Annotated in this window: 22 protein-coding genes; 4 read left to right on the top strand and 18 right to left on the bottom strand. The window is 71.0% G+C overall.

Going from position 1 to position 24,387, the window contains the following annotated elements; all coding sequences use genetic code 11:
• Nucleotides 1-10: 10 nt before the first annotated feature.
• The 4 genes from ACFYWM_RS18520 to ACFYWM_RS18505 form a co-directional block, all read right to left on the bottom strand.
• Nucleotides 11-1,090 (bottom strand): adenosine deaminase, encoded by a 1,080-nt coding sequence (locus ACFYWM_RS18520; protein WP_389916141.1) that lies wholly within the window; start codon nucleotides 1,088-1,090, stop codon nucleotides 11-13.
• A gap of 166 nt (nucleotides 1,091-1,256) precedes the next feature.
• Nucleotides 1,257-1,613: a cupin domain-containing protein gene (locus tag ACFYWM_RS18515; RefSeq protein ID WP_389916139.1), complete on the bottom strand. Its 357-nt coding sequence runs from the start codon at nucleotides 1,611-1,613 to the stop codon at nucleotides 1,257-1,259.
• A 106-nt stretch (nucleotides 1,614-1,719) separates the two neighbouring features.
• The gene (locus ACFYWM_RS18510) at nucleotides 1,720-2,340 is read right to left on the bottom strand and encodes a hypothetical protein (protein ID WP_389916137.1); all 621 of its coding nucleotides are present in this window, start codon (nucleotides 2,338-2,340) and stop codon (nucleotides 1,720-1,722) included.
• Between the two features lie 290 nt (nucleotides 2,341-2,630).
• Nucleotides 2,631-4,151: an MFS transporter gene (locus tag ACFYWM_RS18505; RefSeq protein ID WP_389916135.1), complete on the bottom strand. Its 1,521-nt coding sequence runs from the start codon at nucleotides 4,149-4,151 to the stop codon at nucleotides 2,631-2,633.
• 86 nt (nucleotides 4,152-4,237) lie between these two features.
• On the opposite strand from ACFYWM_RS18505, the gene ACFYWM_RS18500 reads away from it, so the two are divergent.
• On the top strand, nucleotides 4,238-4,684 hold the full coding sequence (locus ACFYWM_RS18500) for a MarR family winged helix-turn-helix transcriptional regulator (RefSeq protein WP_389916133.1): 447 nt from the start codon (nucleotides 4,238-4,240) through the stop codon (nucleotides 4,682-4,684).
• Between the two features lie 156 nt (nucleotides 4,685-4,840).
• On the opposite strand, the gene ACFYWM_RS18495 is transcribed toward ACFYWM_RS18500, so the two are convergent.
• The 7 genes from ACFYWM_RS18495 to ACFYWM_RS18465 form a co-directional block, all read right to left on the bottom strand.
• A complete protein-coding gene (locus tag ACFYWM_RS18495) occupies nucleotides 4,841-6,121 on the bottom strand; it encodes a thymidine phosphorylase (RefSeq protein WP_389916131.1) in 1,281 nt (426 codons plus the stop codon).
• Nucleotides 6,122-6,123: 2 nt separating this feature from the next.
• Nucleotides 6,124-6,555, bottom strand: a complete 432-nt coding sequence (locus ACFYWM_RS18490) for a cytidine deaminase (RefSeq protein WP_389916521.1) — start codon at nucleotides 6,553-6,555, stop codon at nucleotides 6,124-6,126.
• A 64-nt stretch (nucleotides 6,556-6,619) separates the two neighbouring features.
• A complete protein-coding gene (locus tag ACFYWM_RS18485; protein ID WP_389916128.1) occupies nucleotides 6,620-7,900 on the bottom strand; it encodes an ABC transporter permease in 1,281 nt (426 codons plus the stop codon).
• On the bottom strand, nucleotides 7,897-9,045 hold the full coding sequence (locus tag ACFYWM_RS18480) for an ABC transporter permease (RefSeq protein WP_389916124.1): 1,149 nt from the start codon (nucleotides 9,043-9,045) through the stop codon (nucleotides 7,897-7,899). Before ACFYWM_RS18480 ends, ACFYWM_RS18485 begins: the two co-directional genes overlap by 4 nt.
• 79 nt (nucleotides 9,046-9,124) lie before the next feature.
• Entirely contained in the window at nucleotides 9,125-10,648 is a 1,524-nt protein-coding gene (locus ACFYWM_RS18475; protein ID WP_389916519.1) for an ABC transporter ATP-binding protein, read from the bottom strand.
• 102 nt (nucleotides 10,649-10,750) lie between these two features.
• Complete coding sequence (locus ACFYWM_RS18470; RefSeq protein ID WP_389916121.1) at nucleotides 10,751-11,830, bottom strand: BMP family protein; 1,080 nt, start codon at nucleotides 11,828-11,830, stop codon at nucleotides 10,751-10,753.
• Nucleotides 11,831-12,130: 300 nt separating this feature from the next.
• Nucleotides 12,131-13,372, bottom strand: a complete 1,242-nt coding sequence (locus tag ACFYWM_RS18465) for a M20 family metallopeptidase (RefSeq protein ID WP_389916118.1) — start codon at nucleotides 13,370-13,372, stop codon at nucleotides 12,131-12,133.
• 535 nt (nucleotides 13,373-13,907) lie between these two features.
• On the opposite strand from ACFYWM_RS18465, the gene ACFYWM_RS18460 reads away from it, so the two are divergent.
• Nucleotides 13,908-15,332: a peptide ligase PGM1-related protein gene (locus tag ACFYWM_RS18460; protein WP_389916115.1), complete on the top strand. Its 1,425-nt coding sequence runs from the start codon at nucleotides 13,908-13,910 to the stop codon at nucleotides 15,330-15,332.
• Here the strand turns inward: ACFYWM_RS18460 and ACFYWM_RS18455 are convergent.
• Nucleotides 15,291-15,491, bottom strand: coding sequence for an SCO4848 family membrane protein (locus ACFYWM_RS18455; protein ID WP_389916112.1), 201 nt, complete (start codon nucleotides 15,489-15,491; stop codon nucleotides 15,291-15,293). The two genes, ACFYWM_RS18460 and ACFYWM_RS18455, sit on opposite strands and share 42 nt — an antisense overlap.
• Before the next feature lie 105 nt (nucleotides 15,492-15,596).
• On the opposite strand from ACFYWM_RS18455, the gene ACFYWM_RS18450 reads away from it, so the two are divergent.
• Entirely contained in the window at nucleotides 15,597-16,841 is a 1,245-nt protein-coding gene (locus ACFYWM_RS18450) for a D-alanyl-D-alanine carboxypeptidase family protein (RefSeq protein ID WP_389916109.1), read from the top strand.
• Nucleotides 16,842-16,962: 121 nt separating this feature from the next.
• On the opposite strand, the gene ACFYWM_RS18445 is transcribed toward ACFYWM_RS18450, so the two are convergent.
• The 5 genes from ACFYWM_RS18445 to ACFYWM_RS18425 form a co-directional block, all read right to left on the bottom strand.
• Nucleotides 16,963-18,324, bottom strand: a complete 1,362-nt coding sequence (locus tag ACFYWM_RS18445; RefSeq protein ID WP_389916106.1) for a hypothetical protein — start codon at nucleotides 18,322-18,324, stop codon at nucleotides 16,963-16,965.
• The gene (locus ACFYWM_RS18440; RefSeq protein WP_389916103.1) at nucleotides 18,321-18,674 is read right to left on the bottom strand and encodes a PadR family transcriptional regulator; all 354 of its coding nucleotides are present in this window, start codon (nucleotides 18,672-18,674) and stop codon (nucleotides 18,321-18,323) included. The genes ACFYWM_RS18445 and ACFYWM_RS18440 overlap by 4 nt, the downstream gene beginning before the upstream one ends.
• Before the next feature lie 64 nt (nucleotides 18,675-18,738).
• Entirely contained in the window at nucleotides 18,739-19,671 is a 933-nt protein-coding gene (locus tag ACFYWM_RS18435) for a YihY/virulence factor BrkB family protein (protein WP_389916100.1), read from the bottom strand.
• Between the two features lie 174 nt (nucleotides 19,672-19,845).
• Nucleotides 19,846-20,850, bottom strand: a complete 1,005-nt coding sequence (trpS, locus tag ACFYWM_RS18430; protein ID WP_389916097.1) for a tryptophan--tRNA ligase — start codon at nucleotides 20,848-20,850, stop codon at nucleotides 19,846-19,848.
• A 187-nt stretch (nucleotides 20,851-21,037) separates the two neighbouring features.
• Nucleotides 21,038-22,351: a hemolysin family protein gene (locus ACFYWM_RS18425; RefSeq protein WP_389916094.1), complete on the bottom strand. Its 1,314-nt coding sequence runs from the start codon at nucleotides 22,349-22,351 to the stop codon at nucleotides 21,038-21,040.
• A gap of 122 nt (nucleotides 22,352-22,473) precedes the next feature.
• On the opposite strand from ACFYWM_RS18425, the gene galE reads away from it, so the two are divergent.
• Nucleotides 22,474-23,433 carry a UDP-glucose 4-epimerase GalE gene (gene galE / locus ACFYWM_RS18420; RefSeq protein WP_389916092.1) on the top strand — a complete coding sequence of 320 codons (960 nt, stop codon included), beginning with the start codon at nucleotides 22,474-22,476 and terminating at the stop codon, nucleotides 23,431-23,433.
• 102 nt (nucleotides 23,434-23,535) lie between these two features.
• On the opposite strand, the gene ACFYWM_RS18415 is transcribed toward galE, so the two are convergent.
• Nucleotides 23,536-24,375 (bottom strand): hypothetical protein, encoded by an 840-nt coding sequence (locus ACFYWM_RS18415; RefSeq protein ID WP_389916089.1) that lies wholly within the window; start codon nucleotides 24,373-24,375, stop codon nucleotides 23,536-23,538.
• Nucleotides 24,376-24,387: the final 12 nt, after the last annotated feature.

Raw genomic sequence — 24,387 nt, 5'->3', positions numbered from 1 at the left:
CCGTTCACGCCTACGCATGCCACTTGAGGCGGGCGAAACCGGGTTTGATGACGCCGTTGATGAGCGACAGGCGCTCGTCGAACGGCAGGAACGCGGACTTCATGGCGTTGACGGTGAACCACAGCATGTCGTCCCAGCCGTAGCCGAACGCCTCCGACAGCTTGGCGAACTCCTCGGAGACGGACGTGCCGCTCATCAGCCGGTTGTCGGTGTTGACCGTGACCCGGAAGTTCAGGCGGCGCAGCAGGCCGATCGGGTGCTCGGCGATGGAGGCCGCCGCGCCGGTCTGCAGGTTGGACGTCGGGCACATCTCCAGCGGGATGCGCTTGTCGCGGACGTAGGCCGCCAGGCGTCCCAGCTTGGGCTCCCCGTCGCCCTCGACGGTGATGTCGTCGATGATCCGGACGCCGTGGCCGAGCCGGTCGGCGCCGCACCACTGGATCGCCTGCCAGATCGACGGCAGGCCGAACGCCTCGCCCGCGTGGATGGTGAAGTGGGCGTTCTCCCGCTGGAGGTACTCGAAGGCGTCCAGGTGGCGGGTGGGAGGGTAGCCCGCCTCCGCGCCGGCGATGTCGAACCCGGCCACCCCGGCGTCGCGGTAGCGGACCGCGAGCTCGGCGATCTCCATGGACCTGGCCTGGTGACGCATGGCGGTGAGCAGCGTGCCGACCTGGATGCCCCGCCCCTCGGAACCTGCGGCGAAGCCCTCCTGCACGGCCTCGATGACCTCTTCGAGGCTCAGGCCCGCGGAGGTGTGCTGCTCGGGCGCGTAACGGACCTCGGCGTAGACGACGCCGTCGTCCGCCAGGTCCTCGGCGCACTCGGCGGCGACCCTGACCAGCGCCTCGCGCGTCTGCATGACGCCGACCGTGTGGTCGAAGGTCTCCAGGTAACGTTCCAGCGAGCCGGAGTCGGCGGCCTCCCTGAACCAGGCGCGCAGGCTCTCCGTCTCGGTCGTGGGCAGCCTGTCGTAGCCCGACTCGCGGGCCAGGTCGATGATGGTCTCCGGCCGCAGGCCACCGTCGAGGTGGTCGTGGAGCAACACCTTCGGAGCCAGGCGGATCTGCTCGAAAGTGGGTAGCTGACTCATCTGGCAACCTTACCGTCAGGGGTCTGATCGGCCGCCCGTACGAAGGCGCCGCCACGGCCCGGCCTCGGGATGTTCACGCGGGCGTCCCCTCCCGGGGGACGCCCGCGCCGATCCCGGGACGAAGGCACCGGGACCGGCGCGTGACGAGCCGTCGCTCGCCGTCCTGTCACTCGCCTTCGCGGTTGACGGTCTCCGGGGAGAAGGCGGGCAGGCAGACGGCGACGTACTCGGCGCCTTCGGGGCCGGAGCTGTAGCGGATCCGCTCCCCCGGCTCGCACACGAACACCTGCCCCACGCCGATCTCGGTCGTGCCGCCGTCGTGCTCCACGATGACGGTGCCCTTGAGCACCAGCGTGTACTCGGCGAACTCCGGTGTCTGGGCGGGCTCGTCCCACCCGGCCGGGGCCTTCATGTGCGCGATCGAGATCCCGGCGTCACCGCTGTTGGCCAGACCGACGTATTCGTCGATCGTCTTGCCCCCGGGAACGGGAATCCGCGTCGCGCTGTCGATTTTGCGTACCATCGGACCAGTCTGTCACCGCTCCGAGGTGCGGCGCCCCTCAGCGTCCCGGCGCCTTCCACACGTGATCCGGTACGTGACCCGACCCCGGCACGTCGCCGGTGCACGGCTAGTGCGCGACGTCGACGACCAGCCGGTACGGGTTCTTCTGCTCCAGCACCCGGAACGGCGCCTTGCGGTCGAGGACGACGCCCACGCTCACCACGCCCTCGAAGTCGCCCGTCTTGACCACGTTCCGGACGTTGCCCAGCTTGGCCTGGAAGATCGGGCCGCCCGTCCAGGTGGGCTTGCCCGCCTCGGTGTGCGCGACGGCCGGGGTGATCGTCAGCTGCAGGTAGGCCCCGCCCTTGACGTCGACCGGATCTCCCGAGCCGTCCTGGACGAGCTTGGGCACCCACCGCGCGGTGTAGCCGGGCAGGTCGCCCCTGAGGTCGATCACCACCCGGTCGAACCCCTTGTGCCTGCCGAACCGGGCTCCGGTGACGGTCGGCTGGGTGTCGATGGGGCGCTCGACCTCGACCGCCTTGGTGCTCGTCGGCGGGAGCAGCCCGGCCGCGACGGCGGGGGGCGTGGGAGACGGTGTGACCGCCGGATCGACCGGTGCCGGGGCGGTGGTGACCGGGGCCGCCGGGGACGCCGGGGCCGGGCTCGCGGTCTGCGTGGCCGAGCCACAGCCGGCCGCCAGCAGGAGCGGGGGAACGAGCGCGAGGGAAACGAGGGTGCGGTTCATGGTGAGCCTCCTGCCCCGTTAGATGCTCAGGTCTCCGGAGAGGTTCACCCCCGGCCGTCCACATGCGCCCTGGCCGGATCGTGACACCTTGTCGAGGGGGGAGTCAAGCACCCCGGGCGGCAGGGCCGCGGGTCGCGGGGCTGGGGGCGCGGGTCACGAGGGTCGGGGAGGGGCGCGGGCCGCGAGGGTGCCGCCGCCGGGCCCCGGTATCCGGCGGCGGCACCCTCGCGACCCGCGGAACCCGCGTTCCCGTCCCTCCCACGCAGGGACGGAGACGCCGGACCGGTGGCCTAGACGGTCTCCAGCACCTTCTCCCCCTCCCCCTCGTCCGCGACGACCGCGCGGCGGGCACGAAGGCCGGTGAGGGCGATCAGCAGGCCGACCACGGCGAGGATCCCCGAGACCGTGATCGCGGCACGGAAGGTGCCGATGGGGTCGGCGCCCGTACCGGAGGTGAGGACGGCCGTCACGACGGCCAGCACGACCGCCCCGCCGACCTGTCCCGAGGTGTTGAGCAGTCCCGAGGCCAGCCCCTGCTCGTCGTCGGCCACCCCGTTGGTCGCCTGGATGTTCAGCGAGGGGAAGGACAGGGCGAACGCGATGCCCAGCAGGACCATGCCGGGGATGATCAGCGTGGCCAGGCTGGGCTCGTCGTTGACCCGCAGGAAGAACGCGTACCCGGCGGCCAGCGCGGCCGAGCCGATCACGATCAGCCGGGCGGTGCCGAACCGGTCGGCCAGCTTGCCCATCCTGGTGGAGGTCACCGCCACCAGGAGTCCCGCGGGCAGGAAGGCCAGCGCGGTCTCCAGGGCCGACCAGTGCAGGAAGTTCTGGAAGTACTGCATGGCGACGAACTGGAAGCCGACGTAGGAGCCGAACAGGATCACGAGTCCCAGGTTCGCGCGGACGATCGGGCCGGAGCGCAGGATGCCGAGGCGTACCAGCGGGTGCCTGACCCGCTGCTCGGTGAGGACGAAGACGGCCAGCAGCAGGGCGGCGCCCAGCAGCGAGGCGATCGTGCGCGGCGATCCCCAGCCCGCGCCGGGCGCCTCCACCACGGCGTAGACGAGCAGCAGCATGGAGCCGGTGATGGTGACGGCGCCGATGAGGTCGTGGCCGCCCTCGGCGCGTTCCTCCCGCTGCTTGGGGAGGAACTTCAGGGCCGCGACCAGCGCGATGATCGCGACGGGGACGGGCATGAGGAACGTCCAGCGCCAGCCGAGCTCGGTCAGGAATCCGGAGATGACCAGGCCCAGGGAGAACCCGCTGGCACCCGAGGCGGTGAAGACGCTGAGAGCCCTGTTGCGGGCAGGTCCCTCGGCGAAGGTCGTGGTGATGATGGAGAGCGCGGCGGGCGCGGTGAAGGCGGCGCTGACGCCCTTGACGAAGCGGGCCGCGATCAGCAGCGTGCCGTCGTTGACGAGGCCACCGAGAAGCGAGGCGACGGCGAAGACCGCGAGGGCGACCAGGAAGACCCTGCGACGCCCGAGCAGGTCGGCGGTCCGGCCGCCGAGGAGGAGCAGCCCGCCGTAGCCGAGCACGTAGCCGCTGACCACCCACTGCAGGGAGGACGTGGACAGCCCCAGGTCCGCCTGGATGGACGGCAGGGCGACCCCCACCATCGAGACGTCGAGCGCGTCGAGGAAGACCACGGCGCAGAGCACGGTGAGCGCGGCCCACAGGCCCGCCCCCCAGCGCTCGTCGGACGGCGACGCCGACGCGGCGGATGAGGCGGATGAGGCGGATACGGCGGGTGGAACGGATGCGACCGACGGATCAGGTGGAGCCGTCGAGGCCGGTGAAGGGGTCATGTCGTCCGACAATACATGCAGGCACATCTAATGCAAAAGCATTTAATGACTGTGCACTTATTGTTCATGCATGGTACGATCCGCGCATGAACGAGGAGGACCCGGTCCGCGCGTGGCGTGAGGTGCTCGCCAGGCACGCCGCGACCGCCTGCGCGCTGGAACGCGAACTCTCCGAGCGGCACCGGCTCGGCATGAGCGAGTTCGAGGTCCTGGAGCGGATGGTCGAGGGCGGCCAGGGCAAATACCGGGTCCAGGAGATCGCCGACGCGGTCCACCTGAGCCAGAGCGCCTGTTCCCGGCTGATCGCCCGCCTGGAGAAGGCGGGCCTGGTGACCCGTCGCATCTGCGAGGACGACCGGCGCGGCATCTTCGTCGGCATCACCGAGGACGGCCGCGAGCGCCACGCGACCGCCCTGCCCACCCACCGCGCCGTGATCGGCGAGATCTTCGGCCCACCGGCCCGCGAGGCGGGCCGAAGTGCGTGCCAAGGTGCGGGCCGGGAGACGGATCGGGAAGGCGTCCCGGCCCGCTAGACGAACCGAGGCGCGGACCGGGAGAACATCCCGGTCCGGCCCGGCACGGGCCGAAAGACGGGCCGGGAAAGCGTCCCGGCCCGCGAGGCGGGCCGAGGTGCGGACCGAAAGACGGACCCGGAGAGCGTCCCGGTCCGCCGGACGAACCCGCCGGTGTCAGGCGGTGACGCGGTCGATCACCAGGGGCAGCAGGTCCGGGCCGGCGGTCTCGCCGACGGTGTAGGCCCCCTCCAGGGCGGCGAGCGCCCGTTCGAAGCGCGCGGTCTCGTCGGCGTGCAGCGTCATCAGCGGCTGCCCCGCGCGGACCAGGTCCCCCGGCTTGGCGTGCAGCACGATGCCCGCGCCGAACGACACCGGGTCCTCCTTGCGCGCCCGGCCCGCGCCGAGCCGCCAGGCCGCCAGGCCCACGCCGTACGCGTCGAGCCTGGACAGCACGCCGGACGAGGGCACGGTGATCTCCATCGTCTCGGCGGCCCTGGGCAGCAGGGCGTCGGGGTCACCGCCCTGGGCGGAGATCATCCGGCGCCAGGCGTCCATCGCCGAGCCGTCCGCGAGGGCGCGCTCAGGGTCCTTGCCCCCGGTCAGGCCCGCCGCCTGGAGCATCTCCCGCGCCAGGCGGACGGTGAGCTCGACCACGTCGGCGGGCCCGCCTCCGGCGAGCACCTCGACCGACTCGGTGACCTCCAGGGCGTTGCCCACGGCCCGGCCCAGCGGCCGGTCCATCGCGGTCAGCAGCGCGACCGTGTTGACCCCGGCGTCGGTGCCGAGCTCGACCATGGTCGTGGCCAGCTCGCGGGCCTGCTCCACGTTCTTCATGAAGGCCCCGGAGCCGACCTTGACGTCCAGGACGAGCGCGCCGGTGCCCTCCGCGATCTTCTTGGACATGATCGAGGAGGCGATCAGCGGGATCGCCTCGACGGTGCCGGTGACGTCGCGGAGCGCGTACAGCTTCTTGTCGGCGGGGGCGAGGCCGTCGCCCGCCGCGCAGATGACCGCCCCGGCCTTGCCGAGCACGTCGAGCATCCCGTCGTTGGACAGGGACGCCCGCCAGCCGGGGATGGACTCCAGCTTGTCCAGGGTGCCGCCGGTGTGGCCGAGTCCCCTGCCGGACAGCTGGGGCACGTACCCCCCGCACGCGGCGACCAGCGGTGCCAGCGGCAGCGTGATCTTGTCACCGACGCCGCCGGTGGAGTGCTTGTCGGTGGTGGCCCCCGGCAGCGACGACCAGTCCATCCGGGAACCGGAGCGGATCATGGCCTGGGTCCACCCGGCGATCTCCCGCCGGTTCATGCCGTTGAGCAGGATCGCCATAGCGAGCGCGGACATCTGCTCGTCGGCGACGACGCCCTTGGTGTAGGCGTCGATCACCCAGTCGATCTGCTCCGCCGACAGTTCCCCGCCGTCCCGCTTGGTGACGATGACGTCGATCGCGTCCATGGTCAGGCCCCCCGGCTCAGGTCGTCGGGCCCGAAGGCGTAGGGGAGGATCTCCGCCATCGGCTTCGGGCCGTCGATGGTCTCCAGCAACAACTCGGGGCCGCCGAACTCGTACAGGAGCTGGCGGCACCTGCCGCACGGCATGAGGAGCTCCTCGTGCCCGTCGACGCAGGTGAACGCGACGAGACGGCCGCCGCCCGTGGCCCGCAGCGAGGACACCAGCCCGCACTCGGCGCACAGTCCGATGCCGTAGGAGGCGTTCTCGACGTTGCAGCCGGACACGATCCGCCCGTCGTCCACCAGCGCGGCGGCACCGACGGGGAACTTGGAGTAGGGGGCGTAGGCGTGCCCCATGGCCCGCACGGCCTCGGCCTTCAGCGCCGCCCAGTCGATGACCGTCCCGGCACCCGTCTCACTGCCCGCTTCGCCGCTCATCTCGATCTCACCACCCGTCTCGGTACTCATCGAATCAGATCCGCTCGTGAGGTGCGCGTGACGGTCACTTCCCCTGTCCCCTGCGGTACGGCACGCCGTCGGCGGCCGGCGGGCGGAGCCGCTGCGCCGCCAGCGACAGCACCAGCAACGTGGTGATGTGCGGGGTGACGGAGGTGAACTCCGAGGGGATGGTGTCGGTCAGCGCGAACACCACGAACACCGCGACCGTCGCGACCCCGGTGATCAGCGCGGCCCGCGTCCGCTGCTGCCGTACGAGCTGGTAGACGGCGACCGCGGCGAGCAGGATCGTCACCACGAGCAGCAGCGCGTGCACCGACTCGCCGCCCCTGCGCAGCTGGAGCGCGTCGGTGTAGCCGAACAGCACGGCGCCCCCGGCCAGCCCACCGGGCCGCCAGTTACCGAAGATCATGGCGGCGAGGCCGATGAAGCCGCGCCCGCCGGTCTGTCCCTCGCGGTAGGCGCTCGCGGCCACCTGCGCCAGGAACGCGCCGCCCAGGCCCGCCAGGGCGCCGGAGACGAGCACCGCGATGTACTTGTAGGTGTAGACGTTGACGCCCAGCGACTCCGCGGCCACCGGGCTCTCCCCGCAGGAGCGCAGGCGCAGGCCGAACGCCGTACGCCACAGCAGGTAGTACGAGAGCGGGACGAGCAGGATCGCCAGGATCGTGAGCAGCGAGACGTTCGTGGTCAGGCCGCGCAGGATGCCCGCCACGTCCGACAGCAGGAACCACTGCTTGGCCTCCAGCGTCCGCAGCGGGTCACCGATCCACGGCACGCTCACCACGCCGGGCTTGGGCACGGGGGGCGACTGGGAGTCGCCGCCGCCCGGCATCTCGGCGAAGGTGACCTTGGACAGGAACTGGGTGACGCCCAGGCCCAGGATGTTGATCGCGACACCGGAGATGATGTGGTCGACGCCGAACGTCACGGTGGCGATCGCGTGCAGCAGCCCGCCCAGGGCCCCGCCGATCGCGCCCGCGAGGACGCCCGCCCACGGGTTGGCGAACTGGAGCGCGCCCCAGGCCCCGCACCAGGTGCCCATGATCATCATGCCTTCGAGGCCGATGTTGACCACCCCGGCCCGCTCGGCCCACAGGCCGCCCAGACCGGCGAGGCCGATGGGGATGGCGAGCGCGACGGAGGCGTTGATCGCGCCCGCGGAGGTGAGGTCGACGGCGCCGGTGACGGTCCGCGCGAACGACAGCAGCAGGACGAGCACGCCGAGACCGAGCAGCAGGACCTGCCAGGTGACCCTGAACCTGCGGGCGGGGGTCTTCGGCTCCAGGAGGGGAGCCTCCGGCGTGGTGAGGGCACCCTGGCTCATACCGGCGCTCCTTCCCTGTTCGAGGTGGCGTCCGCCAGCTGGCGGCTCACCCGGCGCTGCTCGGCGGAGATCTGGTAGCGGTGGACCAGCTCGTAGGCGATGATCACCGAGAGCACGATCGTGCCCTGCATGATGGTGACGATGTCCGGGGAGATCTTCTGAAGCTGCAGGATGCCCGCGGACGTGTCGAGGAAGGCCCACAGCAGGGCGCCGAACGCGATGCCGACCGGGTGGTTCCTGCCGAGCAGCGCGATCGCGATGCCGGTGAAGCCGAGGCCGGTGGGGAAGTCCAGGCTGTAGCTGTAGGAGGCGCCGAGCAGCTGCGGCATGCCGACCAGGCCCGCCACGCCGCCGGACAGGATCATCGAGACGAGGACCATCCGCTTGACGTTCACGCCGCTGGCCACCGCCGCCGACTCCGAGCGGCCGGTGGCGCGCAGGTTGAAGCCGAAGCGCGTCCGGTTGATCACCACGTGGTAGAGGACGCCCATCACGACCGACAGGACGATCAGGCCGAACACCTTCGTCTGGGTGCCGGAGATGATCTCCAGGCCGGGCACCTGGCCGGAGGGGCCGATCGGCCTGGTGCCGATGTTGTTGCTGCCCCCGACCTCGACGGCGAAGCGCTCCTTGTTGAGCAGCCAGAAACCGACCGAGGTGGCGATGGCGTTCAGCATGATCGTGGAGATGACCTCGCTCACCCCGCGCCGCACCTTGAGCAGCCCGGCGATCGCCGCCCATCCGGCGCCGACCAGCACGGCGACGAAGATGATCAGCGCGACGTGCAGCGGGGCGGGCAGGGTGACCGCGCCGCCCACGGCCGCGGCGGTGAGCGCCGCCAGGCGGTACTGACCGTCGACGCCGATGTTGAAGAGGTTCATCCTGAACCCGATCGCCACCGCGAGCGCGGACAGGTAGTAGGTCGTCGCGTAGTTCAGGGTCAGCACGATCGAGCGCGGCCGGATGCCGTACTCGCCCATGATGACCAGCGTGTCGAGCGGCGGGGCGCCGGTGATCGACAGGATGACCATGGTGATCAGCGCGGCGAACACGATGGCGACGAGCGGGGCGGCGAGCGAGAGCAGCCCCGCCGGCGAGACCCGTCCGAGCAACCGGTCGGCGAAGGTGGACTTTTCCCGGCTCATCGGCGCGTCCCCGGGGGTGTGTGCGCCACCTGGATGTTCATGCCGCGCGTCCCCGGGGGCGTGTGCGCTACGTGGGTGTTCATGCCGCCTCTCCAGCACCCGTCATGGCCGAACCGAGCCGCTCGGGTGTCACGTCCTTGGGATCGACCTCGGCGACGATCCGGCCGCGCAGGATCACCTTCAGGGTGTCCGACAGGCCGATGAGCTCGTCGAGGTCGGCCGAGATCAGCAGGACCGCCAGGCCCGCGGCGCGCGCCGCGCGCAGGTGGTCCCAGATCGCGGCCTGGGCACCCACGTCGACGCCGCGCGTCGGGTGGGAGGCGATCAGGAAGACGGGCTCCCCGCTCATCTCCCGGCCGACGATCAGTTTCTGCTGGTTGCCGCCGGACAGGGCCGCGGCGTCCACGTCGATGCCCGGGGTCCGGACGTCGTACGCCTCGACGATGCGCCGGGTGTCCTCGCGCGCCCCCGCGCGGTCGATCCAGGGGCCCTTGACGTTGGGCCGCCGGGTCTGGTGACCGAGGATCCGGTTCTCCCAGAGCGGGGCCTCCAGCAGCAGGCCGTGCCGGTGGCGGTCCTCGGGGATGTAGCCGATGCCGGCCTCGCGGCGGCGCAGCGTCGTCCAGGCGGAGATGTCGTGCTCGCCGAGGTGGATCTCGCCGTCGGCCGGGCGCATGCCCATGATGGCCTCGACCAGCTCGGCCTGGCCGTTGCCCTCGACCCCGGCGATGCCGAGCACCTCGCCCCTGCGGATGTCGAAGGTGACGTCGTCCACGATGCATCGGTCCTCGGCCGAGTGGACGCTCAGGCCGCGCACCGAGAGCGTCACCACGTCGGTGACCGTGGACTCGCGGGTCTCCGGGCTGGGCAGCTCGCTGCCGACCATCAGCTCGGCCAGCTGCCTGGCGGTCACGTCCTTGGGGTTCACGCTGGCCACGGTCGTGCCGCGCCGGATGACGGTGATGGCGTCGGCGACCGAGAGCACCTCGTCCAGCTTGTGCGAGATGAAGATGATCGTCAGCCCCTCGCGGACCAGCTCGCGCAGGTTGGCGAAGAGCTCCTTGACCTCCTGCGGCACGAGCACCGCGGTCGGCTCGTCCAGGATGAGGATCCGGGCGCCCCGGTAGAGGACCTTCAGGATCTCCACCCGCTGGCGGGCGCCGACGCCCAGGTCCTCGACGGTGGCGTCGGGGTCGATGCCGAGGCCGTACGAGTCGGAGATCTCCCGGATCCTTCTTCGCGCGGTGCCGAAGTCGAGGGCGATCCCGCCCTTGCGGGGCTCGCTGCCGAGGATCACGTTCTCCAGCACGGTCAGGTTGTCGGCCAGCATGAAGTGCTGGTGGACCATGCCGATGCCCACGGCGATCGCCTCACCGGGGGAACGGAAGCTCACGTCCTCGCCGTTGACGCGGATTTTCCCCTCGTCCGGGCGCTGCATGCCGTAAAGGATCTTCATGAGGGTGGACTTGCCCGCGCCGTTCTCGCCGACGACGGCGTGCACGTGCCCCTGCCGTACGGAAAGGGAGATGTCACGGTTGGCGACGACGCCGGGGAATCGTTTGGTGATCCCCTCAAGCTCGACGGCCGGTGCCGAGGTGCTGATGACGGCCTCCTCCGTACGGATGGCCCCGATACGGAACGTGATGGTCAGAGTAGGACAAAGGGCCCGGGGGAAATGTCCGCCGGGCCCCTCATTAGTACCAGGTCAGGAGGTCTTGTCCGGAACGGTGATCTCGCCGGAGATGATCTTCTGCTTGTACTCGTCGAGCTTGGCCTTGATGTCGTCGACCTGGCCACCGGTGGTGGAGTAGTCGACGCCGTCGGCCTTGAGGTCGTAGACCGTGCTGCCCGCCTTCACCGTGTTGGTGGTGAAGCCCTTCAGGAAGTCGAAGACGGCGACGTCGACCTTCTTGATCATGGAGGTCATGATGACGCTCTGCAGCTCGGGGGCGGCGGTCTTCGCCTGGTCGGAGTCGACGCCGATCGCGAGGCCCTTGGCGGCCTTGGCCGCCTCGAACACGCCGCCACCGGAGCCGCCCGCGGCCTGGTAGACCACGTCGGCGCCCGCGTCGAACATGCCCTCGGCCGCGGTCTTGCCCTTGGCCGGGTCGCTGAAGCCGGTGAAGTCCGGCGGCTGGGTGAGGTACTTGACCTCGACCTTCACGTCGGCCTTGACGGCCTTGGCGCCCGCGATGAAGCCGGCCTCGAACTTGTTGATCAGCGGCACCTGCACGCCGCCGACGAAGCCCACGTGGTTCTTCTTGCTCTTCAGCGCCGCCGCGGCGCCGACCAGGAAGGAACCCTCCTGCTCGGCGAAGAGCAGGTTCGTGATGTTGGGGGCGACGGCCGCCGCGTCGTCGACGATCGCGAACTTGACGTCGGGGAACTCGGTCGCGACCTTCTTGACCGGGTTGGAGTACGCGAAGCCCACCGCGATGATCGGGTTGAAGCCGCCGTCGGCGAGCAGGCGCAGCCGCTCCTCCTTGGCCGCCTCGGTCTCGCCGTTACCGGCCTCCAGCTCGCTGACCTCGGCCAGGCCCAGCTCGGCCTTGGCCTTGTCGATGCCCGCCGCCGCGGAGTCGTTGAACGACTGGTCGCCACGCCCGCCGATGTCGTACGCCAGACCGACCTTCGGACCCGTCGCGGCCGGCGCCGCGCTGCTGGCGGCCCCGCTCGGCGCGGCCGACGTGGCCGGTTCCTCGCTTCCACCACACGCGGCAGCTCCCATGAGCATGCTGCCCGCCAGTGCGGTCGCGGCCAGCTTGCCGAATCGGTTCTGAAGCAAGATGGACTCCCTTCGCGTTTCAGTGCACGCGCGAAGAGACGCACGGCAACCCTGCACGGAAGATAGTTGCTCCATCAGGGTTGACCAAACCAGCACACAAGTCCGCAACAGGTCCGTTATCCAGCTCACGCCACCTTGTGACCCAGGAAGCGGGGCACGACTACCCGTGGGTAGCTCCGGATGGCCGCCGCAGCCTGGCGTTGACCGCCTGTCGGCTGGTCGACGACCGTCTTCGGAGATCGTCGACCGGCTCCCTAGGATATGTCCGGACTTTTCAGCTGACTAGATGTCAAAGGCCGGTTAGTTGTCGGCGTTCGCGGCCAGCAGGGGCTCGCCCGTGATGGGACGCTGTCCCTCCCACAGGGCCGTCAGGGCGGTCGCCGCCAGGAAGCGCACCCCGGCGGCGATGGCGGTCTCGTCCACGTCGAAGGTGCCCTGGTGGATGTCGGCCAGGTGCGTCGAGCCCGGCTCGCGGGTGCCGAGCCTGGCGAACGCGCCGGGAATGGACTCCAGGTACCAGCCGAAGTCCTCGCCGCCCAGGCTCTGCTCCGTCGGGGCGGGAGCGCCCTCGCCGAGCACGCCCTCCGCGGCCTCGGCCAGCATCTGCACGCTGATCTTGTCGTTGACCACCGGCGGCACGCCGCGCACGTACTCCATCTCGGCCTCGACGCCGTACGCGCCGGCGACCGACTCCAGCAGCGACTTGATCATGTCGGGGGCCGCGTGCCAGGCCGCCTCGTCCAGGCAGCGCACGGTGCCCTCGGCGATGCCGTCGTCGGGGATGGCGTTGGCCACCGAGCCCGACTCGACCCGGCCCCAGACCAGGCTGAGCGAGGAACGGGGGTCGACCCGGCGCGAGAGCGCGGCGGGCAGCTCGGTGAGGATCTTGGCGAGCGCGAAGACGAGGTCGGCGGTGAGGTGCGGCCGGGCGGTGTGCCCGCCGGGACCGCTCACCCTGATCGTGACCTTGTCGCAGGCCGAGGTGATGGGACCCGCCTTGAGGCCGACCTTGCCGACGTCCAGCCGGGGGTCGCAGTGCAGGCCGAAGATGCGGTCGACACCGCTGATGCCGCCCGAGGCCATCACCTCCAGCGCGCCGCCGGGAAGCTCCTCGGCGGGCTGGAAGATCAGCCGGACCCGGCCGGGCAGCAGGCCGGCCTCGGCCTGCTGGGCGAGGAAGAGCGAGGTGCCGAGCAGGATCGCGGTGTGCACGTCGTGGCCGCAGGCGTGACACACGCCGGGGACCGTCGAGCTGTAGGGGACGTCCTTCTCGTCCGGCACCGGCAGCGCGTCGATGTCGGCCCGCAGCGCCACGGTCGGGCCGTCGCCGCTGCCGACGTCGCAGAGCAGGCCGGTGCCGCGCGGCAGCACCAGGGGGACGAGCCCCGCGGCGGTCAGCCGCTCGGCGACGCGCTGCGTCGTGCGGTATTCGGCGAACGCGAGCTCGGGATGCATGTGCAGGTCTCGACGGAAGTTGATCAGTTCCTGCTCGCGCCCGGCGAGGAACGTGTCGAGTTCTCCCCGCAAATTACGCCCCCGCATTGCTCACCGTCCCATCCGCGCCGGCGGGCCTGGATCCTCGACGCACCGTGCCACTGCCCAGGATCTCGAAACCCATGAGGCAGTCTCGAAAAAAGCGATCGCCGCACCGACGGGCCGGAGTGGGTTCTCACGGGCCGCATCAGCACGGACTGGTCGGTCGCCGACCCGGAAACGGCAGGCCGGAGGACCGGGGAAGCCGTCGTGTCGGCGATGACATCGACTTTATCTCTCCCCCCGAGCAGCTCGCCGACATCTCCGCCAAATGTTTTGTCACCCCATGCCCCACTCGTACACCTTCTGACCCGGGAGGACCAGGAAAGATAGTCCAAATTGACTATGGGAGGATGGTTAGCGCAGGTGGCGGCCGATCCGGCGGGCGGTAGCCCCCGGGCCATTTCCAAACCTCGCCGACCTGGCAATTTACGTGACCTCAGGTGCCGGTCATCGAACCCGGCGGAGTGATGCAAACCGGAGAAATGCGTGTTTCACTCCTCACATGATCGCAAACATCCCATTCGGGGAGAGGCAGTCGCGTTTGAGCATATTTGAACCGGACGAGGGCACCCTGGTGGTCCTTCCCTCGTTGTCGCTGCCCCAGGATGAGCTGCGCAGGATCACCGGCCCCCTCTGCTACGAGGAGCGGCTGCTGTTCCTTCTCCTCACCCTGAGGAAGCCGAAGGTCGAGGTCGTCTACCTCACCTCGACCCCCGTGGACAGCGCGGTCGTGGACTACTACCTCGGTTTCCTCGACGATCCCGACGAGGCCCGCACGCGCCTGCAAATGATCAGTTTGGATGATCCCGACACGCATCCGCTCACCGAGGCGCTGCTGCGCCGCCCGGACGCGATCGCGCGCGTCCGCGCCGCCCTCGGCCACCGTGAGGGCGACGCCGAGGACACCGGGAACGGCGGGAACGGCGGGAACGGCGGGGCCGCCTGGATGGTGCCGTTCGTGGTGAGCGAGTACGAGGAGCGCCTCGCCGAGATGCTCTCCCTGCCGATCTACGGCCCCGCCACCTCCCTCGCCCACCTGGGGTCCAAGAGCGGCGGGCGCACGATCGGCGACGAGGCCGGGGTGCCGCTGGTCAGGGGCTTCGGCGACCTGCGCTCGATGATCGAGGTGGAGCACGCCGCCCGCGCGCTGGGTCCCGCGAGCAAGCTGATGGTCAAGCTCAACAACAGCTACTCGGGGCTCGGCAACGCCATCGTGACCAAGGACGACCGGCCGCTCGCCTCCTGCCCCACGAGTTTCTCCGCGGCGGACGAGAACTGGACGACGTTCGCCGAGAAGGTCGCCGAGCGGGGCGCGGTGATCGAGGAGTTCATCGAGGACCGGCCGCTGTACTCCCCCAGCGCGCTGGCGCGGATCACCCCCGGCGGCTCCTACGACGTGGTCGCCACCCACGAGCAGATCCTCGGCGGTCCCAACGGCGACGTCTACCAGGGCTGCACCTTCCCCGCCCGGCAGGAGTACCGGGCCGAGCTGGGCGCGCACGCGGAGCGGATCGCCAGGATCCTCGCGGGCCGCGGCGTGGTGGGGCTGTTCGGCATCGACTTCTTCGCCGTCAAGACCGACGGCGGCTACCGCACGCTGATGTGCGAGATCAACCTGCGCATCGGCGGCACCACCCATCCGTTCGGCGCCGCGATCCTGACCACCGGCGCGTCGTACGACCCGGAGAGCGGCACCCTCGTGCACGCGGGCCGGCCGAAACACTACGTGGCGACCGACAACTGCGCCGCGCCCGCCCTGCGGGGCCGCACCCCCGGGGAGGTGGTCAAGCTGGTCCACGACCAGGGCCTCGGCTTCGACCGCGAGAGGCGCACCGGGAACGTGCTGCACATGCTGGGCGGGATCCCGAAGTACGGCAAGCTCGGGTTCACCAGCATCGGCGACTCCGCGGAGGAGGCCGCCGAGCTACACCGGAGGACGCTGGTCACGCTGCGCCAGACCGCGTAGGCCGATCACACCGAGCACGATCCCCAGCACGAGGTTGACGGCGATCAGGATTCCGTGGACCACGTAGAAGGCCCTCGGATGGCCGTCCGCGAGGTTGAAGCCAAGGGTGATCCATTCGAAGATCATGAAAGCGGCAAGGCCGATCAGAAAAACAGCCATCTTTCGTGTCATTTGCATGATGTCAGTATTCCGCCGAGTGGCTCGTACCTGGTCAGGGCACCTGTAACTCCATGCGAACCGGTACGAAGCTACCCTGAGATCATCATGGGGATCAAACATGTCGCGCCCGTCGGGGTGCTGCTCGCGGCCACCGCCTTCCTCGGCGCGCCCGTACAGGCCCAGGTCGCGGACGTAGCCGTGACCGGCCCGCTCGACATGCGCGCGGGCACGGGTCCGCTGGACGCACGTGTGGGTACCGGTTCGGCGGACGCGCGCGCGGGAGCCGGTTCCGCGGCGGGTCCGCGCGCGCGGCGCGAGAGGGAACCGGTCGGCGGGATCCGGCTCGGAGGGCGGGGCCTCGTCGTCCCCGCGGGCGTGAAGGCCCCGCCCAAGACGGCCGCGAAGGCGTACGTGATCGCCGACGCCGAGAGCGGTGAGGTGCTGGCCGCCAAGGACGCCCACGGGCGCTACCTTCCCGCGAGCACGCTGAAGGCGCTGACCGCCCTCACCCTGATCCCGAAGCTGGACAAGGACCGGAAGATCAGGCCGAGCAGGCGCGCCGTGAACGAGGAGGGCAGCGCGGTCGGCCTGGTCACCAAGCCCATCTACACCGTCGAGGACCTGTTCAAGGCGCTGATGCTCGTCTCGGGCAACGACTGCGCGATGGCGCTGGCCGAGGCCAACGGCGGCCTGGCCACGACTTTGGCGGACATGAACGCCGAGGCCAAGCGGCTGCAGGCGTTCGACACGGTGGCCAAGACTCCGAGCGGGCTGGACAAGCCGGGCCAGAGCAGCTCGGCCTACGACCTGGCGCTCATCGCCCGCGCCGGTCTGGCCAACGCCGATTTTCGCCGATATATCAGCACTAAGACTGACAAGTTCCCCGCGCCCAAGGGTTACTACGAGATCGGCAACCACAACAAGCTGCTCTGGCGCTACAAGGGCATGATCGGCGTCAAGAACGGCTGGACGTCCAAGGCCATGGGCAGCTTCGTCGGCGCCGCCAAGCGCAACGGTCACACCGTCATCGTGTCGATCATGCGCCACGACGGCTACTTCTGGGAGGAGGTCGCCGACCTGCTCGACTGGGGCTTCGCCAACCGCGGCAAGGTCACCCCGGTCGGGAGGCTGGTCGACCCGGTCCCCGAAGCCGCCCCGCTGCCCACCGGACCCGCCGCCTCGGCGACCCCCGCCGCCCCGGCCCCCGTCTCCGCGCCGGACCCGGCCGCCGCCGCGCGACCCGCCGACGAGGGCGTCCCGATCGGCTTCTACGCCCTCGGCGCCGCCCTGCTCGGCGGCCTGGCCTGGCTGGTGTACGGCCTGCGCAGGCGCTCCCACCGGGCACGGTGACCCCGAGAACCCTCGTCGCGCCCGGAGCACCCGCTCCGGGCGCGGGTACGGGTACGGATCGCCCGCCCCGGTCCGGGTGGACGGCCTCATCGCGGCGGTCCGCCCGTTCCCGGTGCCCCGGTCACCCCTCGGCCGGTTCCTCGCGGCTCGGGACCGGTGCGGCCGGGAGGGTCCTGACCCCCAGGACGGCGCTCCAGACGACGAAGACCAGGAGCAGGGCCGCCTGGCCGTACATGACGAGGGTGATGGTCCGGCTCATCTCGTCGGCGAGGTCGGCGCCGTGTTCCATCCCGGCCAGACGGACGCACAACATCGGCAGCGCCAGGATCGCCAGGGCGATCGGCCACGACGGGGTGCGCCGGGCGGGTGCGTACACGTGCACGCAGCCGTACGCGACACCCGCGCCCAGGATGAGCGCGCTCGCCAGGCCGGGATCGTCCATCCACGGCCATATCCAGGCGGCGGTCGCGGGGGACGCGATCACCTCGTACAGCGCGGTGAGAGCGGCACCGGCGGCGAGGGGAGGCAGCAGGAGCCACAGCGTCCGGCGCACGGGCCGCGCGTCCCGGTGGAAACCGGCCCACAGGGCCAGCACCGTGACCAGGGACGGCAGCAGGCCGACCAGCTCGCTTCCGAGGAAGGCGGACGGGCCACCGAGATCGGCCGGGAACGCCCGGACCAGCCACGGCACCTCCGGAACGAGCGCGAGGAGCGCCAGCGCCCTGGCGGCGCGCGGGCGCCCGGCGAGGAGCGCCGCGAACGGGGCGAACCAGAGAGCGCCCGCGAGACTTTCCAGGATGGCCACGAGCCGCTCGGGCGATCCCGGAGGCTCCACCTGGGCGAACAAGGGCCCGACCCCGCCGATCACCCCGTACACGCGCAGAGTGATCGTGAAGGCCAGGGCCCCGAGGAGCGCCTGGAGGCCCAGGCCCAGCAGGGCGATCAGGCGGACCGTCTCCCCCCACGCGAGGAACCTCGGCGCCGGGTGGCCCGCTCCCCCGAGACGGACCCGGACAGCCAGCGCGGCGACACTGGCGATCTCCGACCAGCGGGGCCGGGGCCCGTCGGCGTCGGAGACGCCCGGCGAGCCCTCCAGGAACACCGAGACCATCTCCTCCTCGCGCTCGGCGCGGTAGGAGGCGGGCAGCAGGCGCAGCCAGCGGCGGTAACGATCCTCCAGCAGGCTAGTCGGCGCGGCACTTCCAAGCTCGCCCTCATGCGGAACCGCGCGATCTCCTGCACGCGAGACCTCCCGCTCGTCCCCGCGATCGCCCTCGCTCGGTGTCTCGCTCGGTGTCTCGCTCGGTGTCTCGCTCGGTGTCTCGCTCGGTGTCTCGCTCGGTGTCTCGCTCGGAGTCTTGCTCGGAGTCTTGCTCGGGACCTCACGCAGAGCATCGCGCTCGCCCTCGCGCCGAACCTCGCGCTCGCCCTCGCGCGGAACCTGGGACTCACCCTCGCGCGGGGTCTCCCCACCCGCCCTCACGCGGGGCCTCCGGCGGGGGCCGGTCGGGCGTTCCGGGCGCGGAGCCTGTCGACGGCGGTCCGGGCGTTCTCCGCGAGCCGGACGGCCTCGGCCTCCAACGTCCGCGAGCCGGAGTCGGTGAGCCGGTAGTAGCGGCGCAACCGCCCCTGCTGGACCTCCTCTCGGTCGAGGGCCACCAGGCCGTCGCCCGCCAGCCGGTCGAGCACGCCGTAGAGCGTGCCGACCTTGAGCTGGACCCGCCCGCCGGACAGCCGCTCGACCTCACGCACGATGCCGTAGCCGTGACACGGCTCGTCGACCAGCGCGGTGAGGATGAGGAACGCGGGCTCCGTCATCACCCTTGGAGTCATGCCTTGCAGCATATATCGGAAAGCAGGATATGAAGAGGGGGCGATCGCTTGCGGCGACGGGCCTTCAGGCGCGGATGGCGGTCGCCGGGATCGGGGTGGGGTCGGGCGGAGGCCCCAGGGAGGCGGTCGCGGTCCAGGCGGCGGCGTACATGATCACGCGGGCCGAGAAGTTGATCCAGACCAGCAGGCCGACCACCACGGCGAACACCCCGTAGACGGGGTTGTTCAGGGTGCCCGAGAGGATCAGCGCGGCGAGCTGCTTGAGAAGGGCGAAACCGGCCGCGCCGAGCAGGGCCCCGCGCAGCAGCACCGGCAACGGCTGCCTGGACCTGCCCAGCCCGCGCAGGATGACCAGGAAGACGACGACGTCGGCGAGCACGCTGACCGCCAGCCCGGCGAGCCAGATGGTGGCGGTGGCCACGAACGACCCCGACAGCCCGAGCCACCCGGCCACGACCCCGCTGGCCTGGGTGGCGAAACCGGCGACCAGCACCGACGCCACCATCGTCGTGCCGACGACCACGAGCGCGAGCAGGTCCCTCAGCTTGGCCAGGGCGAAGTTGAGCGGCGACTCGGTCGTCATGGAGATCTCGCGCAGCGCGCCGCGCAGCGCGTCGATCGCGCCGAGCCCGGCGTACAGGAGCCCGAGCAGGCCGATCACCCCGGCGCTGGTCCGGGATCCGGCGATCTGCTGGATCGGCAGCTTGTCGGCGAGGCCGGGCAGGTACTGGTCGATCGCCGCCTGCAGGGTCACGATGGCGTCGGGCCTGACGGAGAGGAAGTAGCCGAAGACCGCGAAGGCCAGCGCGATGATCGGGAAGAACGACAGGAAGGCGAAGTAGCTGACCGCTCCCGCCAGCCGGTCGCCGGACTGGATCTGGTAACGCTGGAAGGTCCTGACCAGGTGATCGAGCCAGTGCCACCTGACCCGGGCCACGCCGAGCGCCCTCCCGGATCGCTCACGGGCCGATCGGACGCGTTCCAGCAGGCTTGTCACGTGCGCCCCCTACCCAGTCACCGCCGTCCCGATCGTGGACGGCGGCGGAAAAGCGGCCGTGCGTACACGGGGGACCACGGAGCGGGCGGGGGGCGGGCCCGGACCTTCGGCCACGCGGACGGCCGTACCGAAAACGGCCCGGGCGAGGATCTCACCCGGGCCGCCCAAGGAAGATCAGGAAGTGGGCAGGAACCCCACGCGGTCGCGCACCCTGGCCATGGTCTCGGCGGCCACCGCCCGGGCCCGGGTGGCCCCGACGGCGAGCAGCCGGTCGAGCTCGGCCTCGTCGGCGAGCAGCTTCTCGGTGCGCTCGCGGATCGGGGTGAAGGTGTCGACCACGAGCTCGGCCACGTCCTTCTTGAACGTGCCGTACCCCTGCCCGGCGTAGCGGGCCTCCAGCTCGGGGATCGGGACGCCGCTCAGCGCGGACTGGATGCGCAGCAGGTTGGTGACGCCGGGCTTGTTCTCGTCGTCGGCGAGGACCTCGGAGCCGGTGTCGGTGACCGCACGCATGATCTTCTTGCGGAGCGGCCCCGGCTGCTCCAGCAGGTCGAGGATCCCGGTGGGCGAGGAGGACGACTTCGACATCTTCGCCGTGGGCTCCTGGAGGTCGGTGATCTTCTCGACCCCCTTGACGATGTGCGGCTCGGGCAGCGTGAAGGTCTCGCCGAAGCGGTGGTTGAAGCGCTGCGCGAGGTCGCGGGTGAGCTCCAGGTGCTGCTTCTGGTCCGCGCCGACCGGGACCCGGTTGGCCTGGTAGAGCAGGATGTCGGCCGCCTGCAGGATCGGGTAGGTGAACAGCCCGACACTCGCCGAGCTCTCACCGGCCTTGGCCGCCTTGTCCTTGAACTGGGTCATCCGCCCGGCCTCGCCCATTCCGGTGAGGCAGATCAGCACCCAGGCCAGCTCGGTGTGCTCGCGGACGTGGCTCTGCACGAAGACCGTGGAGCGCTCGGGGTCGAGACCGGCGGCGAAGAGCTGGGCCGCGGCGACCCTGGAGCGCCTGCGCAGCACGTCCGGCTGGTAGTCCACGGTGATCGCGTGCAGGTCGACGACGCAGTAGAAGGCGTCGTACCCCTCCTGCATGGCGACGTACTGCCTGATGGCACCGAGGTAGTTTCCCAGGTGGAAGGAGTCTGCGGTCGGCTGGATTCCCGACAGGACACGAGGACTGGCCATAACAGCCAATTCTGTCAGCTGCCGGGAGTGCTTGGCGCGCCGCTCGAGGCATCCCCGCACGGCACCTCGCTCGCGATACCCCCGCGCAGCGCCCCGCTCGCGGCACCCCCGCGCGCGGGGCGCTCCTCGGCCTGTTCGGCGGGCAGGCCGAGGTGACCTCGCGGCCCCCGAGCGCGGGGCGCTCCCGTCAGCTGTCGGGGGCGGGCGGCGTCTCCGGGCGCGGCGCGCTCCGTTTGATCCTCACCCGGGAGACCCGGCGCCCGTCCATGTCGGTGACCGTCAGGTCGAACCCCGGGATCTCCACCCGCTCCCCGAGCGCGGGAAGGTGGCCGAGCGCCCACATGACGAACCCGCCGAGGGTCTCGTACGGGCCGTCGGCCAGGCGGATCCCGCTCTCGGTCGCCACCTCGTCGAGGTTGGCCAGCCCGTCGAGCTCGACCTCCCCCGCGGGCAGCGCGACGTGCTCGTCCGCCACGTCGTGCTCGTCGCGGATGTCGCCGATCAGCTCCTCGACGAGGTCCTCCAGGGTGACGATGCCCGCCGTGCCGCCGTACTCGTCGACCACGATCGCCAGGTGGTGCCCCTCCCTGCGCATCTCCGACAGCGTGGCCATCAGCCGCTTGCTGGTGGGGACCAGCTTGACCGGGCGGATCGGCACCAGCTCGCTGATCGGCTCGATGGACCCGGTCAGCACCGGGTCGAGCAGGTCGCGGATGTGCACGAAGCCCACGATGTCGTCGTAGGAGTCGCGGTAGACGGGGAAGCGGGAGTGCGGCATGGCCGCGGCCAGGATCGCCGCCTCGGCCAGCCGCGTGTCGGCGGACATGAACTCCACCTCGGTGCGCGGCAGCATCACCTCACGAAGCTGCCGCTTGCCCGCCGCGAACACCTCCCCGATCAGGTGGCGCTCGTCGGCGGTGAGCTCCTGGTGGCCCACCACCATGTCGCGCAGTTCCTCGGTGGAGATCTCCTCGCGGTCGGCGTCGGGGTTGCCGCCGAGCAGCTTGACGACCCCGTCGGTGGACTTGGACAGCGCCCAGATGATCGGCCGCGACAGCGCGGCCATCCGGTCGAGGAACGGCGCGACCAGCAGGGAGATCCCCTCCGCGCGCTGCCTGGCGATCCGCTTGGGGGCCAGCTCGCCGAGGACCAGCGAGGCGTACGAGATCGCCAGCGTCACCAGCACCAGGGAGAGCGGGGCCGTCACGGCCTCCGGCACCCCCCAGCCGGTCACCACGGGGATGAGGTCCTTGGCGAGGGTGTCGGCGCCGAAGGCGGCCGAGAGCATGGTCGCCACGGTGACGCCGATCTGCACCGCGGACAGGAAGCGGTTGGGGTCGCGGGCCAGCTTGGCGGCCCTCGCCCCCCTGCGGCCCCGGGTGTCGAGCCGTCTGACCTGGCTCTCCCTGAGGGAGACCATGGCCATCTCCGCCGCGGCGAAGAATCCCCCGATCAGTACGAAGAGCATGACCAGGGCGATGTTCGCCAGGACGCTGTTCACGAGATCGTCTCCGTCATGGCGGTCGCCCGTTCCGGCGGTGGCCGATATTTGATGTGCCAGCATATGCTGGCGATAGACTTACAAAAGTAAACAAGTACAAACATCATCAAACAGGAGGCTCCGTGAAGCTGCTCGTCACCGGAGGCGCCGGATACATCGGCGGGGTCGTGGCGGCGCAACTCGTCGAGGCGGGCCACGAGGTCACCGTGCTGGACGACCTCTCCACCGGCCACGCCGACGCGGTGCCGCCGGGCGCCCGCTTCGTAGAGGGGTCGATCACCGACGCCGCCGGCCTGCTGCCCGGCACCGACGCCGTGCTCCACTTCGCGGCGAAGTCCCTGGTCGGCGAGTCCGTGGAGCGGCCGGGCCTCTACTGGGCGCACAACCTCGGCGGCACCCTGGCCCTGCTCGACGCCATGCGGGGTGCCGGGGTGGGCCGGATCGTCTTCTCCTCCACCGCCGCGACGTACGGCGAGCCGGAGCGCTCCCCGATCGAGGAGACCGACCCGACCCGGCCGACCAACCCCTACGGCGCGTCCAAGCTCGCCGTCGACACCGCGCTGAGCACGTTCGCCGGGCTGTACGGCCTGGCCGCGGTGAGCCTGCGCTACTTCAACGTGGGCGGCGCCTACACCGCCGGGGACGGCAGGGTCTACCGCGAACGTCACACCGTGGAGACCCACCTGATCCCTAACATCCTCGCCGTCGCGCTCGGCGGGCGCGAGTCGGTCAGCGTGTTCGGCACGGACTACCCCACTCCCGACGGCACATGCGTGCGCGACTACATCCATGTGGCCGACCTCGCCAGGGCCCACCTGCTGGCGCTGGACGCCTGCTCCCCGGGCGAGCACAAGATCTACAACCTGGGCAACGGGACGGGCTTCTCGGTCCAGGAGGTGCTGTCGGTCTGCCGCGAGGTGACCGGCCACGAGATCCCCGCGATCGTGCGCGAGCGCCGCGCCGGCGACCCGGCCGTGCTGGTGGCCTCGTCGGAGAAGATCCAGCGCGAGCTCGGCTGGAAGCCCGAGCACCCGTCGGTCCGCGACGTCGTCGCCGACGCCTGGGCCGCCCTGCTCGGCTGACATCACCCCGCTCAGCTGGCACCGCCCCGCTCCGCCGCCCCGGCCGCGCCACCGGTCCCGGAAACCCGCGGCCGGGGCCGGGCGCGGACCGGCCGGCCGCGCCTACCCCAGGCTGAGGCGGGCCGTGTTGTTGGCCGGGCGGCGGTCGCCCAGACGCAGGGAGTAGACGGTCGCCTCGGCCCGTGGCGCGTGCGCGCGGGCCACGAAGGCGAGCATGAAGCTCACCCGCCTGCCCGCGCCGACCGTACGGAGCCTGCACCCGACGTAGGCGGGGTGGGAGTCGCAGCGCGCGCCCCGCGCCGACATCAGGCGCGCCCCGCCGGTGTCGAAGAGGACCCCGGCGTCGTGGACGCGCCGCGGCCCGCGGTTGCGCACCACCGCCGCCACGGTGACCAGGCGGCCCGCACGCGTCGCGCGCGACAGCCTGACGGCCAGGTCCGTACCCTCGTCCACCTCGGTCAGCGTCTCGGAGGAGTTGTTCGTCTCGTCGTCGTCCACGACCTCGGAGGAGAGCGTCGCGACCGCCCTCAGCGGGCCCCGCGCACCGGGCCGCACCACCCCGACGATCGTCACCCCGCCGCTCTGCCCGGCCAGGACGTCCGTCGGCGAGGGACATACCACCTCTCCGGCCACGGCCCCGGGCAGGCACTCGGCGACGTTGACGCCGACCACCGCCATCTCCTCGGGCAGCCGTACGGTGAGCAGCGGAAGCACCGCGTCGCCGGGACCGTCGTTGCGCACCTCGGCGCGGTAGGCCAGCGGCTGACCGGGCTGCGCCCGCTTCGGGGAGGCCGTCAGCCGCACCGAAAGGTCGGCGCCGCCCCAGCCGTCGTCGTCGGGTGAGGCGAGGGCCCCCCGGGGTGCCGCCGCGAGCACGAGACAGATCGCCCCGGCGACGATCCGCGCCGTGGCGTGCCCCCTGAACAGCGATCCCCCGACCACAAGTGATCATTG

This window comes from Streptosporangium sp. NPDC002721 (genome assembly GCF_042888905.1).
Classification (GTDB): Bacteria; Actinomycetota; Actinomycetes; order Streptosporangiales; family Streptosporangiaceae; genus Streptosporangium.
This window is presented reverse-complemented; position numbering and strand designations above follow the sequence as displayed.